This is a genomic window from Staphylococcus sp. acrmy (assembly GCF_022690565.1).
In the GTDB taxonomy this organism is placed as follows: domain Bacteria; phylum Bacillota; class Bacilli; order Staphylococcales; family Staphylococcaceae; genus Staphylococcus; species Staphylococcus caledonicus.
This window is the reverse complement of the sequence record NZ_JALCVE010000024.1, coordinates 1-1,105: the sequence shown is the minus strand read 5'-3', so window position 1 is coordinate 1,105 and position 1,105 is coordinate 1. Positions and strand designations below refer to the sequence as shown.

Here is a 1,105-nt window from a genome sequence, read left to right as displayed (position 1 = left end):
CTGCAGTTAACTCACCAATGCCTGGAATGGATTTAATCGCTTTGAAACAATCAAGTTGTTTAGCTAATTGAACCATGTCTTCATCTAGTCGTTTTTGTAATTGAATCGAAGATTTCAATTGTTGAATTAATACTTTTGTTTTCTCAATTAAAAATGAATTGGAATTAACTGTTGGATAGCTTTCTTTAGTGATATTAGTAAGTTTTATCGCATACTTTTCTGCTTTTTCATAAGACATGCTTTTTTCTGTAGACGCAAAGATAATGTCTGTTAATGAATTTAAGTCATGTTGTTGTATAAATTCAGGGTGAGTGAAGATTTCAGCGATATTAAGCGCAATCATTGAATAACGACTTTTAAATAATTGTTCTAAGCCAGGAAAGGTTTGATGAAGGAGTTCTATCATTTCAACTTTTAAATGGTTTTGTTCTTTTTCGATTTCAAGATGAAATCGTGTCCGCTCTCGTAATTCAAAGAAAACATCTGACGTTATAGCTTGAGGGGTATTGTTTATTTCTAAATGCGTACCCAGTTGGGCTAACTTATGGGCATCGGCTTGATCTGTTTTCCAAGATCTCAGAGAGCTTGTTTTAAATTTAGCTTCTAACGGATTCATTTCAACATAGTCAATTTGGTTTATTCGACAAAATTGAACCATGCCTCTTGAATAGATACCTGTTGCTTCAAAAATTAATTGGGGACGTTTCAAATGATTTAAGTATTTAATTAAGTAATTATAGCCATTCTTATTATTTTGAATGGTAAATTCTTTTTGAAATGTACGATCTTTATAATGGGCAACTACGCTATTTCTTTTACCAATATCAACGCCTAAATAATCGATAAATAAAACCTCCTTAAATAATTTTGAGAAGCTTGGGCTTTACTTAACCTTTCTCATTTCATTTTCCTATACACGGTTTCAAGAACCCAACATACGACAAACGAATTTCAAAAGGCGAGAGTAAAGCTGACTAGTTTAGGATACGGATTTAAAATCCAGGGGAACGGACAGTCTACTTCTCCTCTCTATAACTATAAAAAATAGCTATGAAAAAATCTATCGTCATAGATTTCTTCATAGCTAATCTTAGTATGTTTAGGA

The 1,105-nt window shown here is 32.2% G+C and carries 1 protein-coding gene; it reads right to left on the bottom strand.

Translation table 11 applies throughout. From position 1 onward, the window contains the following. Positions 1 to 844, bottom strand: an 844-nt coding sequence (locus tag FH144_RS12015) for an IS110 family transposase (RefSeq protein ID WP_347341119.1), incomplete at its 3' end; no start/stop codon positions are given. Between the last annotated feature and the right edge of the window lie 261 nt (positions 845 to 1,105).